This window comes from Rossellomorea arthrocnemi (assembly GCF_904424705.1).
GTDB classification, from domain to species: Bacteria; Bacillota; Bacilli; order Bacillales; family Bacillaceae_B; genus Rossellomorea; species Rossellomorea arthrocnemi.
Genome location: NZ_CAJGBF010000023.1, coordinates 1 through 14,254, shown reverse-complemented (window position 1 = coordinate 14,254; position 14,254 = coordinate 1). Strand labels below are relative to the sequence as shown.

The window sequence follows — 14,254 nt, the reverse complement described above, 5'->3', positions numbered from 1 at the left end:
TCGACTTTCTAGTGTCAATCATTCACTTCTTTTTTGATATAGGAAGGTGCATCTTTCTTTTGTAAGCCGAAAGTCCGGATCTCACCCTCGTTCTGGTACTTGATGATGACGGTGTATTCACTATTTACCTGATCATACACAAGCTTAGTCATAATGGATTCTATCCGACCTGCATCCTTTATTTCGATTCCTTTTTCTTCTTTTTTCAAATCTGTGATCGTTTGTTCAATCGTTTGAGAGGACTGTTCACTGATATTGGCTTGTTCTGTCACATATATCCACTCAATATTCGAGGCTATTTTCATATCTTTTAAATATCCTTTCTCCCGTAGCCATGATATCAATTTCTTGTTGTCATGGCTGATGGATGCATGTGCCCACTTGTCATCAGATAAAAGAAGTTCAACGTTATAAAGGTTGACCCTGTCACGATTCTCAAAGGACTCATGGTAGGTTTCTTCTTTTAGAATATCGATGGCTTCACGGATTTCTTCGGGAGAGGAAATGGTGATGCCGGGGTTGCTGCCGACTTCTTTATAGATGGTGAGTTTATCGACCTTATTTGAATCAACGCTATAAATTGGTTCGGTGTTCTCCTTATAATTCTTCATTTCATAAAGAGAAGCATATTGAGATTGTATTTCTTCGATATTGATCAGGTAATTCCTTATGATTTTGCTTCCATCTTTCATCTTATAATAGAGAAAGATTTGCTCCATCTTCTCATTTGCCTGCGTGCCATGTGTTTGTGTGGACACAATTTCCTCATGGAGATCCAAAACAGCTTGAATCGTTTTTGGATCCTTGATGAAGGGGTCCTGAATAAGATTCTCAGGGTTGTCTGTAAGGGAATAATAAGTATTGCTCACGTGGACTTTCTCCACATCAGCCAGTTCAGGGACCTTCTTTTCATAGTGGAATAGATCAAACTGAATGAAAAGGCCGAGAAGAGCGATGAGCAGGACAAATCCGATATAGCCCTTCCAGTGACGGAACACTCTCCAATGTTTCTGTAAAATCATTTCCCCGAGATAGTAACCGATGAATGAACCAATGAAATACCCGAATAATGTCCATCCTTGAGATTGATAGATTCCATTGAAATACATTCCTCCGATCAGCATGAAACAGAAAGAGATTCCATACTTGAACAACGGTCTCAAAAACGGGTACACAATAGCCTGGGAGGCAGCCTCCACTTTTCTCACGTTATATAGCACGTATGATAAACCATAGAATGCGAGAGTGATTATGATGAATAATAATACATCTGTACTGGAGAAGAGTTTGTTCTCAAGGTAAACCGTCTTAATGAGTGGGGAGTATTTCTCGATCTGAACATCGAAGAAGTAGTCCTCAGGAAATCCAAATAAAAGATTTCTCAAGCTGTAGCATATGAGTATAAACATCCCTGCCGGCAATAAGAGCAGGATATAGGTCAGCGCACCTTGAACGGCGGTCAGCCCTGTTATCATGGCAATAAATGTAGATGCGGTGAACAGGAGCAAACTCATGAGCGTCGTGATGCCGCACCAGACTAGAATGTCTTGAACCTCAATATATTGAGGAAGTTCTGTAAATGAATATAGAGAAAGTAAAATCAATGTATTCAGTAGAATCGGAATGATAAGAAGTCCGAATCCCGTCCCTGTAAAATGAAAAAATAATTTCCTGCGGTGGATCGGGAGGCTGTGCATGAAGTCCCCGGCTTGCTTCACGTGCAGATACCGAAACAGGAACAAGGAGAGAATCACGGGAATAAACAGAATCAAGCCCATTTGTATCGGATATTGCATTTTAAAAAGATTATCGTAAATGGCAATCGGATAAGATAGATTATCGTTGGATAATTGACCGATGATATCGACCGGTAAAGAAAAAAGAAGACCAATAAAATAGACAATGCCCACCCAACCTGCATTCCGAAGGCACAGGGTGATGACTTCCTTATTGATCCATGATGTTTTGGATGGCATATCCGACGTCCTCCATTTCATAAACAAAAATTTCTTCAAGTGTCAGGGGCAACAAGTCAAAGATCACCGGATGGTAAGGCTGAATCAAGCTCTTCACATGTTGTTCGTCCCCCCGGACGATGCAGAGTGATACACTTCCCCGGTTCTCTTTATGCAGGAGTTCGAGCTCACCGAAGAGCTTCTCGGGAATGTGTCCACTGAATGCCAGCTGTACTTTATGAATGCCTGACTTCAACTCATCGAGCTCTTTCTCCAGTAAAAATCTTCCTTGGTGCAATATGCCGATATGATCACAAATATCTTCCACTTCCCGGAGATTGTGAGAGGAGATGATGATGGTCATGTCCCTGTTTGCTACTTCAGTAATGAGCACACTCTTGACTTTTTTTCGTACCACCGGATCAAGGCCATCCATCGGTTCGTCGAGGATAAGTACTTCAGGTTGTGTGGAAAGGGCCAGAATAAAAGCCGCCTGACGCTGAACACCTTTTGAGAATTTATGAAGATTTTTATAAGGATCAATTCCAAATAAGCTGCTCAATGACTTAAATCGATCATCATCCCATCGGCTATAAGTGTTCCGGTAAAATCGTGCCATTTGATTTAATGAATAATGAGCAAAGAAAAACGGCTGATCAGGAATGAAAAACAGGGTTTCTTTCGTCGATGGATTTTCATAAACGGGCTGTGTATTTACTAATATCTCACCGCTTTCAGGCTTCAGCACCCCGGCAATGGTCTTCAGTAATGTGGTCTTTCCTGCTCCATTTGATCCAAGCAGGCCGTAAATCGAAGCTTTTTGAACTGAGAAAGAGGTGTCATGTATGATTTCCGCGCCTTCAAAGGCTTTGGTTATGGATTTAATCTCGATCATCAATTTGATTACCTCCAATCGTTGCCTCGATTTCCACAATCATCTGCTTTAAGTCTTCCGTTGTGATTCCTAAGTAAAGGGCCTCAGATAAAAGTTTAGACAATTCTTCTTTTACTTTCATAATTTTCTCCGCGTTTTGAATGTGACTTGAAGGATTAACAAAGCTACCCCGTCCTTTAACAGAATAAATGAACCTTTGAGTTTCGAGTTCCCTGTAGGCTTTTTGGATTGTGTTTGGATTTATGGTCAGTTGCTGTGCCAGGGCACGAACGGAAGGTAATTGTTCGTCAGGCTTAAGCACTTCGTTGATGATGAATTCTTTCAATTTATCAACCAATTGTTCATATATAGGCTTACGGCTTCTTAAATCAAGCTCAAACATATCCACCCTCCCGACTGTGTGTAGTGTACTATGCGTATTAATACAGCTAAAGTATATAATAGGTTCTGCCAATTTGGGAAGGGGGGAATTGAAAATTATTTCGGAATGGGGTGCTGTGTAAGAGTACGAAGTAAAGCGGGTAAATTCCATATTATCTGACCATAATATGGAATTTATGTTAGCATATAGGCATATCTAAAGAAAAAAAGGGGATTCATATGGACGTACGAGAACCGATTTTATCGATCAAGGACTTGAAGAAGAGATTTGGGAGCAAGGAAGTATTAAAAGGTGTCCAGTTGGATGTGTATAAAGGACAGATTATCGGCTATATTGGTCCGAATGGTGCCGGGAAAAGTACGACCGTCAAGATCATCCTCGGTCTTGAAGAGGAGTATTCCGGACAGGTGATGCTATTTGGTGAAGATATATCTGGAAGTTCCGTAGATTACAAGAAACGGATCGGCTATGTGCCGGAGATGGCGGATCTTTATGATAACCTGACAGCAGAAGAATACCTCACTTTCATGGGTGAGTTATATGGAATGGAACAGGAAACGGCCAAGAATAAAGCGGAGAGACTCATCGGCTTGTTTGGACTTTCTGAAGTATACGAATCGAGAATCGCGTCTTACTCAAAAGGGATGAAGCAGAAAATTCTGATCATCTCGAGTTTATTACATAATCCTGATGTATTATTTCTCGATGAACCCATCAACGGGTTGGATGCCAATTCGGTTATGATTTTCAAAGAGCTGCTCGCTCAGCTTGCCACGCAGGGGAAGACCATATTCTATTCCTCGCATATCATGGATGTTGTGGAAAAAATCAGCAATCGCATCGTTCTTCTCCATAACGGACAAATCGTGGCTGATGGAAGCTTTGAAGAATTAAAGAATCAGAATATGGAAGGATCTCTTGAGGAAATTTTTAATCAATTAACCGGGTTTAATGAACATAAGGAAACGGCAGCGGAAATTGTTTCCGTTGTGCAAGAGGTATAGGGATGAAGGAATTTCGTACTCTTCTGTTTCTGGATTGGTTTCAGTGGTTGTTTACAAAACTTGGATTCGATTACCGATTATTGAGAAAAATACTACAAGTCAAACTTACGATGGATCAAAGGCGCGTGCCTACGATCTTTCAGCAGCAGGGAAGGAAGAAAGGGAAGGATGAAAACCGCTTTATTAAATCCCTTTGGGTGTATGCACTGTTTGGTTTATTCGTCATTCCCTTCATGCTGATGGGAGATCAATACATCTTTCAAATGAGTATCACTTTTACTGTGCTCATATTCATCGTGATGACCTCCATGATTTCCGATTTCTCAGTAGTCATCCTGGACATCAGGGATCATACGATTCTCTTTACCAAGCCTGTTGAAAGAAAAACCATCAGCCTGGCTAAAACGCTTCACGTATTTATTTATCTGTTTTTCCTGACAGGTTCTTTGACAGCGATTCCTTTGTTTGTAGGGTTGATCAATCATGGTCTTCCATTCTTTTTATTATTCCTTTCAGGGATCATTCTGATGAACATACTCATTGTGGTGTTTACAGCCATGCTCTATTATTTCATTCTCCAATACTTCGATGGGGAAAAGCTGAAAGACATTATCAACTATGTTCAGATCGGATTATCCATTGGACTTGCAGTGGGATACCAGATTGTGGCACGATCGTTTGAATTTGTCGATTTAACAATTTCTTTTACACCAGATTGGTGGAATATCTTTCTGCCTCCCATCTGGTTCGCAGCGCCGTTTGAATGGATGCTGAACGGTAACCACCACGTGATGATCCTGATTCTTTCATGTATCGCGGTACTATTTCCAATTCTTTCCCTAATCGTTTACGTGAAAGCATTGCCGACCTTTGAGAAGAATCTTCAGAAATTATCTTCACATGGAGGTAAAAAGAGGAAAACACATTTCCAATTCGGGGATGGCACCATGAAGGTATTATTCAGGTCGCACGAAGAACGGGCGTTTTATCGTTTCGCCCATTATATGATGAAAAATGAAAGGGAATTTAAGTTGAAGGTGTATCCTGCCCTTGGATTTGCCATTATCATGCCGTTTATATTCATCTTCAATGGGTTAATGGACGGATCGAGGGAAGATTTACTGACTTCAAGTATGTATTTATCCATCTACTCAAGCTTCATCGTCATTCCCACTGTAGTGATGATGCTCAGTTATTCAGGGAAATACAAGGGATCATGGGTTTACAAAGTAGCACCTGTTTCTAGCAGGGCTTCCATCTACAAAGGGACATTGAAAGCATTCCTTATGAAGCTGTTCCTTCCGTTGTTTGCCTTGATAAGCATTGTCTTTATCATTCTATTTGGTTACCGGGTGATCCCTGAGATGGTCATCGTCTTTATTAGTGCCTGTATATTCACTGTTATCTGTCTCAGTTTAATGAGGGGAGCACTGCCTTTTTCCGAGAGCTTCGAAGGTGTTCAGCAAAGCGACAGCTGGAAGGTCCTCCCATTCTATCTTATTGTGGGTGTGTTTTTGGGGTTGCATTACCTCGCTCTGCAAATTCCGTTCGGTATCCCTTTCTATCTTATCGTTTTATTCGGCGTCAATCTGATCTTATGGAAAACAGTCATTAGGGATGAATAAGGAGTTTTAGTCTCTGTCTTTTTTAGGCAGGGGCGTTTTTGGTATAGTCCCTATGTGTGAATGGGAAATATAGACGATACATACACAATTTGAAGTAAATGACATATATATAGAAAAATGATGGGCTCTGGTAAATAGGTGAATGACATTTCCTTTGACAAAGAAAGTTTCCTTGATGCAAGATGGTAGTATTCTAAAATGTTTGATCGGAGGAGCGTGGTTCGTATGTTCATAGACTGGTTAAGTGGGTTTAATCCGACGACGCAGGCGCTGTTCGGTGGGCTGGTGACGTGGGGGTTAACTGCACTTGGAGCCGCCACTGTTTTTTTCTTCACTAAAATTGAAAAACATACATTGAACATGATGCTCGGGTTTGCGGCAGGTGTTATGATTGCCGCCTCGTTCTGGTCCCTGCTGGCTCCATCGATAGAGTTCAGTGAGCAAAACGGCCAAATTCCATGGTTGGCCCCTGCCATTGGCTTTTTACTCGGCGGCCTTTTTATTAGACTTTTAGACTTTGTCGTACCCCATTTACACTTGGGGAACGAATCGGAAAAAGCCGAAGGACCTCCAACCCAATTCAAAAAATCCACCCTGTTGTTTCTGGCGATCACCCTCCATAATATTCCTGAAGGTCTCGCCATCGGTGTAGCCTTTGGAGCCGCATCACTCGGTATTGGAGATGCAACCTTAGTGGGAGCCATCGGCTTAGCCATTGGAATCGGGATTCAGAACATGCCTGAAGGGGCTGCTCTTTCCATCCCGCTCAGGGGTGAAGGGATGTCCCGTTTGAAATCCTTCCATTATGGTCAGTTATCAGCCATCGTAGAGCCGATTGCTGCTGTGATCGGGGCCGCTGCAGTGCTGATGGTGCAGCCTCTTCTGCCTTATGCCCTTGCTTTTGCGGCGGGAGCGATGATATTTGTCGTCGTCGAAGAACTGATTCCTGAGTCACAATCTTCAGGAAGTACGGACCTGGCGACACTGGGACTTATGCTGGGCTTCGTCGTGATGATGATTCTTGATGTTTCCTTAGGATAATAGGATAAGTGTAGCATGCGTCAAAGAGCGCATGCTTTTTCTCTTCCAAAAACTTGTATAATGGATAGGGGAGGGGATATATATTGAAGATTGGTCTCATAAGGCACTTTAAAGTGAAAAGGGGGTATCCGGCTTCATTTGTAACGAGTGAAGAGTTGATGAAGTGGGTGGAAGAATACGATGCCTCAGGTGTAGAAGAAAATAAAGTGGATCTCAAAGACATCGATTGGAAAAGCTGTTATTCTAGTGACTTATCCAGGGCACAAATAACGGCTCAAGCTATTTATAACGGGGACATCTCATTTTTGGAAGAGCTGCGGGAGATCAGGTTATCTCCTTTATTTCGTTATAAAAAGAAACTTCCACTCTTTGTTCATTTGTCCATCATCAGAATCGCCTGGTGGTTTAATCATCGTTCCCAGCCGGAAAGCAGGCGGGAAATAGAAGAGAGAATCAGTCTTGTGGTCGATAAGGTCATTCAGGAAGGAAAAGATGTGCTCATTGTAGGTCATGGAGGAATCATGATGTTTATGAGGAAGGAATTGCGAAAGCGTGGGTTTACAGGACCATCCTTTAGGAGACCGTCCAACGGTAAGGTGTATGTGTATCGTGACCGGAAAGGTTGATTCCAAGCGGTAAGAGTTTTACAAAGAAAGGAGACTCGGAAGTGGAAGAAGTCCATTCTTTAGAAACCATTAAGTGGAAACTGGAAGCTGAAACGCTGGTGTTCCTATACATATCAAGACCCAACTGCCCTGTTTGTCATGCACTCCTGCCGCAGGTGGAAGAGGTTTTGGAGGATTTTAAATCTGTGATACCTCTCCTTGCCGATGCAGAAGCAATCCCGGAAATAGCAGGGGAATATTCCATCTTCACCGTGCCCGTCATCATCGTTTTTGTAGATGGAAAAGAAATGTTCAGAAAAGCACGCTTTGTTCCCATCGACGAACTACACAGTCAAATCTCACGACTTATAAGGATGTTAGACAACTAAACAAACGTTTGATTAGTAGTCATAAATATTGATAGGACTGACCTGAATAGCTTAAACAGTTGTTTAAGACAGTGAACACCATGCAATGAATTTAACAACTTAGCCCTTATGAAAGTTATAAACGTTTTTGAAATCACTAGAGATTTAAAAAGAGCTGCTAAAGAAAGTAGCTCTTTTGTCATGGTTCAGTGAATAGGTATATAATAGAAAGTATAAGAGTATAGTAGTCATGAAGAATTAAAAGGGGGCTAGATGAATGATCAGATTGACCAGGACAAAGAAAGTCATGTTACTCGGTTTAGCAATCATCCTCATAATAGTAGCCAACCGGATTTCCACTGTACAACATCTGACGGCAAGAATCGCCACCAACCTGTATGTAAGCCTGAAGTATCAGGATCTTGACCTTGAATACCAAAACGTCGAATTCTCACCCCAGTTTGGAGATTATTCTGTAGCGTATAAGGACAAAAATGGAAAAGTATATGGATTCATGGTCACCCCTAAATCGATGCCCGTCATCATCCTTCATGACCCCCTGAGTGAGACACCTTAAAGAAAAAACTTTTCACACTTTCAAACAATCATTCTTCATGTATAATAAATCATAACAACTAAATAAACGGTACCACAAGGGGAGCGAAAGCTGAGAGTGAACAATCTGTTCTGACCCTCTGAACCTGTTAGTTAGGACTAGCGTAGGGATGTGGAAAATAGGTATTTTCTTGCCTGTTTAGATTGATGCATTCTCCCTCCTTATGGTTTCGTTTCATTACATTAGGAGGATTTTTTTATGAAAAACATTCGACTTGTCGTATTGCTTGAAGCTTCATTGATGGCTGCCTTCGCCGTGATACTTGATATGCTGCCATCCATTAAGCTATCACCAAGTATCTCTATTTCAATTGCCATGGTACCGATCTTTCTATTATCCTATCGAAGGGGATGGAAAGCCGGAATGATAGGGGGCTTCGTATGGGGAATCCTGCAGATTTCCCTTGGGGATGCCTGGATTGCTACACCGGTTCAAATGGTGATAGAGTACTTCATCGCCTTTGCATTCATTGGTCTTGCCGGGACGTTTACGGGGACGATACAGAACACGTTAGGGAGCAACAGACGATCCAAAGCGATTCTCTGGGTAGTGATTGCGACATTTGCAGGAAGTCTTGCCCGCTATTTCTGGCATTTCATTGCGGGGTTCGTCTTCTTTGCCGAGTATGCCCCGGATGAGATGTCTCCGCTACTCTTCTCTTTCATTGCGAATGGAATCACAATGCTGGGCTCAGCTCTATTATGTTCTATTGTGTTGGTGATTATCGTCAATATGGCACCGAGATTAATCAAGGTACCGTCGCATCATCAGGAAATCAGCCGAAAGGCATCATAAAGTCACATCGACTGGTCCTTTACATAAGGACCGGTTTTTTTCTGTCAATACACCTCAAGACTGATAGAGGATTACTTCCCGGGCTTCTGTTGGAAGTAACGGAACTTATTTATACTAAAAATAAGATAACGTACGGGAGTGAGCCTAATGGGAGAATGGATTATGAATATAGCGGAAGAGTGGGGGATTTGGGGTGTATTGTTTTCTCTATTTATTGAAGGAAGTGCTTTTCCTTTTGTTGGCACTTTTTTTATCGTGACCATGGGATTTATCCTCGATTTATCGTGGATGGAATTGGTGATGATTTCTTTAGTGGGAAGCCTTCTATACACGACAGGAAGCTATATTCCTTACTACATCAGTTTAAAACTGGGAGACAAGATGGAAGAGACGATCAAGCCACAGAAGCTCGAGAAACTTAAAGCAGCCCAGGATAAGTTCAAACGTTACGGGGTTTGGAGCGTGGCAATTGCCAGTCCCCTTCATATTGGAAACGTCATCCCTATCCTTGCGGGTATGGCGAAAATGGACGTGAGGGCATACTCCCTTCTCACGATGCTCGGTATTGCTCCATCCACTTTCCTGTTTCTGAGTATAGGAAAACTATATGATGGGGAAAAAGATGCAGTCCTCGAAATGATCGAAGACTATCAAGTGGTTGTATTGATTGGTTTTGTGCTCCTTACAGGTTTGTATATAATTATTAAAAAGAAGGGGAAGAGAAGGTTTTACACGAAGGATCCGGAATAAAGCTAAAGAGTATCCACAAGAAGATCATAAATTAGAAACCTGGCTCCTAAATTTTTGTCTCAGCTCATAAAAGGAGAAAATCAGCCCATAAACAGACTGCCAGCTTAATCAAGGTCCCCCGAGCAGATTCCCTTCATTCCCCATTCTTCCTTATCAACGGGCGAGTTCCCTTTCCTTTCATTAAATATGAGTAAAATCATCCCGTTCTTCATTGCTTACACTACTGCTTTCCTATAAACTAGACCTATTCAAAAAATAGCACGTGTGGAGAGATTCTATGGAAGCAAAAATGATAAGAAGATATGACATAATGGAGGTTAGCCTGCTGGCGGGTAAGATCATGCTGCAAAGTGGTGCAGAGACGTATCGCGTCGAGGACACGATGATGCGCATCGCCGCTTCTTATGGGATATCGGAATCTCACAGCTATGTGACCCCTACTGGGATCATCTTCTCGATTGAAACCTCAGAACCGACCAAAACAAAGCTGATCCGCATAAATGAGAGGTCTACGGACCTTGAGAAAGTGACCCTCGTGAACAGCATTTCAAGGCAGATCAGTAAAGGGCATCTTACCCTTGAAGAAGCATATAATGCCCTTGAGAAGCTGGATCAGTCCGATTTATCTTATTCCTTCCTGATTCAAGTAGCTGCGGCTTCGATCGCAAGTGGATGTTTTCTCATCATGTTCCAGGGGATGTGGAAGGACTTCATTCCAGCTCTGATTACAGGAGGTGTCGGGTTTACGAGCCTCATTTATTTACACCGCCTCGTTCCGATAAAGTTCTTCGCAGAGTTTCTGGCTTCCTTTATCATCGGCATGGTGTCCTACGGATTTGTCCAGCTCGGTGCAGGTCAGGAATTGGATAAGATCATCATTGGATCTGTGATGCCCCTTGTTCCCGGTCTCCTGATCACCAATGCAGTCCGGGATTTAATGGCGGGTCATCTTGTTTCGGGCCTGTCAAAGGGTGCGGAGGCGTTTTTAACCGCGTTTGCCATTGGGACAGGCATTGCCGTCGTGTTTACATTAACATAAATGGTAGATCATTTTTCAATAGATTGGAGTGAAAAGGGAATGCTCATCATCGAACAATTAGTGACCAGCTTCATTTCCGCCGCTGCATTCGGGATTATCTTCAATGCTCCAAAGCAGTCCCTTTTCAAATGCGGAATTGTCGGAATGCTGGGCTGGATCATTTACATACTCATGAGCTTAAATGAAGCAGACACCGTTTTTGCCACGTTACTTGCCTCGTTTGTCGTGGCTGTAGTTAGTCAGGTGTTTGCGAAAGTGTACAAAACACCCGTCATCATCTTCTCTGTAGCCGGGATCATCCCCCTCGTACCCGGGGGACTTGCGTACGATGCTATGAGAAATTTCGTTCAAAACGATTACAATGCAGCCATCAACCTGGCAGCCAAAGCCTTCATGATCTCAGGCTCCATCGCCATCGGGCTCATCTTCTCGGAAGTCATCAACCAGGTCATCCGGAACGCACGTCTGAACGCCAGTGCCCGACGAATGAGATAGAGGGACGGACCTTGCTTGTGTAAGGTCTTTTTTTGCTGTTTTTGCAAAGAGGGTTGCTATTCATATTCAAACTAAGGTTTGCGAATGCTCTGTCATTTAAGTTGTGGTGCAGGAGGGTGAAGGGAACAGTCCCGCTTTCCACGGACGTTCGGCCGAGCCTCCTCAGCAAAAGCGAAGCCGAGGAGGCTCACCGCCAGCCCCGCGGAAAGCGAGCACCTTTAGCGGAAATCAACCGCCACACGCTACATCCAAAAGCAACAATGTTTACGAAAACAGCCCTTTTTAACCTATCACCTCCATGTAACTATTCGTAATCCTTGACGTCTAATCAACAAATAGGACATATAGGAGGGTCATACTATGAGTAAGAAAACGTATCTGCTCATTGTTCTTGGTGTTGTACTGCTGGTCGGTATCGGAACGGTTATGTATAGTCAAAGACCTGTTGTAAAGGCCGAGGGAAGCTGGGCAGGAAACCATCTCTTAATGGAGAATGACTCCTGGAATTTACAATTTTCCACGCCTTTAAAGAAAGAGACTGTGACGCCGCAAAACATTTTTGTCAAAAGCTCTGATGGGAGTGAAGTCAATGTCACTCTAAAGCTCGGTAAAGACCGGAAGTCATTGCAGGTGCACGCACCAAAAGAAGGATACCCTTCTGAACCTCAAGCATTCACACTTCATATTTCTCCAAACGTCAAAACCAAATGGGGACTTTCATATGCCGGGGACACAGAGATCCCCTTTTCTGTCACCACTCAATTACCGAGGATTCAATCAGGGGAAGACCTGACGAACTACTTCAAGGAAGTTATAAAATTGAATAAGGAAAATACGAGATTTTCTCTGTTTGGAAGGGAAGAAAAATTGGAGTCACAGTCTTCAGAGGATAGCGCATCAGGTGAATCATCTCAATCTGGTTCAGATTTTTCTGCAACGAATAATCAGGTTAAAGGCGTTGATGAGGGGGATTCGGTTAAAACAGATGGGAAGTATATCTTTCAATTGACCGACCGGAAGCTATTGATTACAAAGGTTAAGCCTGTGATGGAAGTGGTATCCACCATTACGTTCAAAGAACATGTTCAGCCGCACCATATTTTCTTGAATGGAGACAAAGTGCTAGTCATTGGAAACAGCTGGTCACCGCCTCTTAAGGAAGGTGATAAAGAAACCCAGTCTAAAATTATGCCGGTAGAGGGCATGACGGTAGCGTTCTTGTATGATGTTTCAAATAAAGATAAGCCGTCCCTTCAGAGAAAAGTAGAGCTTGAGGGACAATATAAAGCGTCGAGGAAAATGGATTCTACTGTCTACTTGATTTCCAACATGTATCCAAACTACTGGATGCTTGAACAGGACGATGGCCTTGATTTAAGACCGAGGGTAAGTGATAGTTTGACAGGGGATGAGATGGAGGCGATTCCATTAGAAAACATCAAGTATTTTCCGAAATCAACTTCTCCAAACTATACTTTATTGACGGCTTTGGATATGGAAAATCCGAAAGACCCCCTTACGGTCGGATCCTATCTTGGAGGTGGAGATACAGTGTATATGTCGAAGGAGAACCTGTATATCGCCGTAGAAAAATATGAGGAGGGAAAATGGGCTTCTCCCGACACGGACATATATAAATTTGCTGTTCAGGCTGGTAAGATCACCTACACCTCTTCAGGAAATGTAAAGGGGAGAGTATTAAACCAATTTTCCATGGATGAACACAAGGATCATTTTCGGATTGCCACCACGGACGGGGAAGTGTGGAACAGTGACTCACCATCGTCCAATGCTCTCTATATATTAAATGAAAACATGAAGAAAGTAGGGGAAGTAACAGATTTGGCGAGGGGGGAGAAGATCTATTCTGTCAGGTTCATGGGAGACAAAGCCTATATGGTCACTTTTAAACAAGTTGACCCTTTATTCGTCATCGATACGGAAGACCCAACAAATCCAAAGGTTTTGGGGGAATTAAAGATTCCGGGTTTCAGCACCTATCTTCATCCGATTGATGATCAGCACCTGATCGGATTCGGATTTGATACGAAAGTGGTGAACGATGGTAAAGAAGCCAGTATCGAACCGAGAATCACTCGTAAGGGGATGAAAATTTCACTGTTTGATATTACAGATTTTCATCATCCGAAAGAAACCGATACCGAAATCATCGGAGGGGCCGGGACCCATTCTAACTTGCTGGAGGACCACAAAGCCTTGCTTCATGAGCCCTCAAGAGACCTATATGGCTTCCCGATTTCCGTTTACGAGGAAAAGGGGGGCAGTGAGCATGAACTGGATTTCGACTATCAAGGCGCCCTCCTTTACGAAATCACTCCTGAAAACGGGATTGTATTGAAATCAAAGCTGACGGATGAAGGAAGTAAAAGCAAAGAGTATTATGAACAGTGGGAAGACCAGGTTCAGAGACTGCTCTATATTGACGATCAGCTCTATACCATTTCAAATCACATGATCACTTCGTACTCTTTGGATGACTTCAAAGAAAATGACTCCATAGAGGTTAACTAAAAATATTGCCAGAAGAGACCGCGAAGGTATCGACCCCCAAAAGTTAGAGTAGACAACTAACTTTTGGGGGTGTTTTTATGGCTAAATATAGTGAGGAATTTAAACTAAAACTTGTCACCGAGTATCTGGATGGCCATCTTGGATATAAATCA

At 42.7% G+C, this 14,254-nt stretch carries 14 protein-coding genes and 1 riboswitch; of the genes, 11 read left to right on the top strand and 3 right to left on the bottom strand.

What is annotated here, in order from left to right:
* Positions 1 to 14: 14 nt before the first annotated feature.
* From BAA9072_RS20455 to BAA9072_RS20445, 3 genes are read right to left on the bottom strand one after another with little or no spacing between them, the layout of a single operon-like run.
* Positions 15 to 1,976: a DUF6449 domain-containing protein gene (locus BAA9072_RS20455; RefSeq protein ID WP_201716500.1), complete on the bottom strand. Its 1,962-nt coding sequence runs from the start codon at positions 1,974 to 1,976 to the stop codon at positions 15 to 17.
* Positions 1,948 to 2,850: an ABC transporter ATP-binding protein gene (locus tag BAA9072_RS20450; RefSeq protein WP_201716530.1), complete on the bottom strand. Its 903-nt coding sequence runs from the start codon at positions 2,848 to 2,850 to the stop codon at positions 1,948 to 1,950. Before BAA9072_RS20450 ends, BAA9072_RS20455 begins: the two co-directional genes overlap by 29 nt.
* Positions 2,837 to 3,232 carry a GntR family transcriptional regulator gene (locus tag BAA9072_RS20445; RefSeq protein WP_201716499.1) on the bottom strand — a complete coding sequence of 132 codons (396 nt, stop codon included), beginning with the start codon at positions 3,230 to 3,232 and terminating at the stop codon, positions 2,837 to 2,839. Before BAA9072_RS20445 ends, BAA9072_RS20450 begins: the two co-directional genes overlap by 14 nt.
* Before the next feature lie 218 nt (positions 3,233 to 3,450).
* Between BAA9072_RS20445 and BAA9072_RS20440 the strand changes: the two genes are divergently transcribed.
* The 11 genes from BAA9072_RS20440 (at position 3,451) to BAA9072_RS20390 (ending at position 14,102) form a co-directional block, all read left to right on the top strand.
* Positions 3,451 to 4,236: an ABC transporter ATP-binding protein gene (locus tag BAA9072_RS20440; RefSeq protein WP_201716498.1), complete on the top strand. Its 786-nt coding sequence runs from the start codon at positions 3,451 to 3,453 to the stop codon at positions 4,234 to 4,236.
* A 2-nt stretch (positions 4,237 to 4,238) separates the two neighbouring features.
* Positions 4,239 to 5,861, top strand: coding sequence for a hypothetical protein (locus BAA9072_RS20435; RefSeq protein WP_201716497.1), 1,623 nt, complete (start codon positions 4,239 to 4,241; stop codon positions 5,859 to 5,861).
* 225 nt (positions 5,862 to 6,086) lie between these two features.
* Positions 6,087 to 6,902, top strand: coding sequence for a ZIP family metal transporter (locus BAA9072_RS20430; RefSeq protein WP_201716496.1), 816 nt, complete (start codon positions 6,087 to 6,089; stop codon positions 6,900 to 6,902).
* A gap of 83 nt (positions 6,903 to 6,985) precedes the next feature.
* Positions 6,986 to 7,528 (top strand): histidine phosphatase family protein, encoded by a 543-nt coding sequence (locus BAA9072_RS20425; RefSeq protein ID WP_201716495.1) that lies wholly within the window; start codon positions 6,986 to 6,988, stop codon positions 7,526 to 7,528.
* A gap of 41 nt (positions 7,529 to 7,569) precedes the next feature.
* Positions 7,570 to 7,896, top strand: a complete 327-nt coding sequence (locus tag BAA9072_RS20420) for a thioredoxin family protein (protein ID WP_201716494.1) — start codon at positions 7,570 to 7,572, stop codon at positions 7,894 to 7,896.
* 256 nt (positions 7,897 to 8,152) lie between these two features.
* The gene (locus BAA9072_RS20415) at positions 8,153 to 8,452 is read left to right on the top strand and encodes a hypothetical protein (RefSeq protein WP_201716493.1); all 300 of its coding nucleotides are present in this window, start codon (positions 8,153 to 8,155) and stop codon (positions 8,450 to 8,452) included.
* Between the two features lie 67 nt (positions 8,453 to 8,519).
* A riboswitch (TPP riboswitch) is annotated at positions 8,520 to 8,618 on the top strand.
* A gap of 71 nt (positions 8,619 to 8,689) precedes the next feature.
* Positions 8,690 to 9,286: an energy-coupled thiamine transporter ThiT gene (thiT, locus tag BAA9072_RS20410; protein ID WP_201716492.1), complete on the top strand. Its 597-nt coding sequence runs from the start codon at positions 8,690 to 8,692 to the stop codon at positions 9,284 to 9,286.
* Positions 9,287 to 9,433: 147 nt separating this feature from the next.
* Positions 9,434 to 10,036, top strand: coding sequence for a DedA family protein (locus BAA9072_RS20405; RefSeq protein ID WP_201716491.1), 603 nt, complete (start codon positions 9,434 to 9,436; stop codon positions 10,034 to 10,036).
* Positions 10,037 to 10,313: 277 nt separating this feature from the next.
* Entirely contained in the window at positions 10,314 to 11,075 is a 762-nt protein-coding gene (locus BAA9072_RS20400; RefSeq protein WP_201716490.1) for a threonine/serine exporter family protein, read from the top strand.
* Between the two features lie 39 nt (positions 11,076 to 11,114).
* On the top strand, positions 11,115 to 11,570 hold the full coding sequence (locus tag BAA9072_RS20395) for a threonine/serine exporter family protein (RefSeq protein WP_201716489.1): 456 nt from the start codon (positions 11,115 to 11,117) through the stop codon (positions 11,568 to 11,570).
* 360 nt (positions 11,571 to 11,930) lie between these two features.
* On the top strand, positions 11,931 to 14,102 hold the full coding sequence (locus BAA9072_RS20390; protein WP_201716488.1) for a beta-propeller domain-containing protein: 2,172 nt from the start codon (positions 11,931 to 11,933) through the stop codon (positions 14,100 to 14,102).
* The last annotated feature ends 152 nt before the right edge of the window (positions 14,103 to 14,254 follow it).